Annotated in this window: 1 protein-coding gene; it reads left to right on the top strand. The window is 48.9% G+C overall.

Annotated elements, in window-relative coordinates; genetic code table 11:
- Window positions 1–26: 26 nt before the first annotated feature.
- Window positions 27–474: InlB B-repeat-containing protein (locus tag NE473_RS30210; RefSeq protein ID WP_256265558.1), on the top strand; the 448-nt coding region annotated here is incomplete at its 3' end.

Raw genomic sequence — 474 nt, 5'->3', positions numbered from 1 at the left:
ACGAAACTGTTGCAATAAAAGAGAACATGACAGTTTATGCAAAGTGGACAGCAAATGCTAAAGTAACCCTGACGTATGATAAGGCAGCAGAGGATGCAGCAGAAGTACAGCCAAGTGCAGCGGAGACTGTGCTGAGTGGCCAGAGCCTTGCGAATGCAGGAAAAGATCTTGGAATAACAAGCCGCCCTGGTTATACATTTGGAGGCTGGTATACAGCAGAGAATGGAAACGGGCAGCGGTTTGACACAGCCTACGTAATAGAAGAAAGTATGACCGTTTATGCGAAATGGACAGCAAATGCTAAAGTAACCCTGACGTATGATAAGGCAGCAGAAGATGCAGCAGAAGTGCTTCCGAATGCGGCAGAGACGGTGCTGAGCGGCCAGAGTCTTGCAAATGCAGGAAAAGATCTTGGAAGAACGAGCCGTCCCGGCTATACGTTCGGAGGCTGGTACACGGAGACAGAAGGATCAG

The sequence above is a fragment of the Hungatella sp. SL.1.14 genome, from assembly GCF_024460495.1.
Lineage (GTDB): Bacteria > Bacillota > Clostridia > Lachnospirales > Lachnospiraceae > Hungatella > Hungatella hathewayi.
This window is presented reverse-complemented; position numbering and strand designations above follow the sequence as displayed.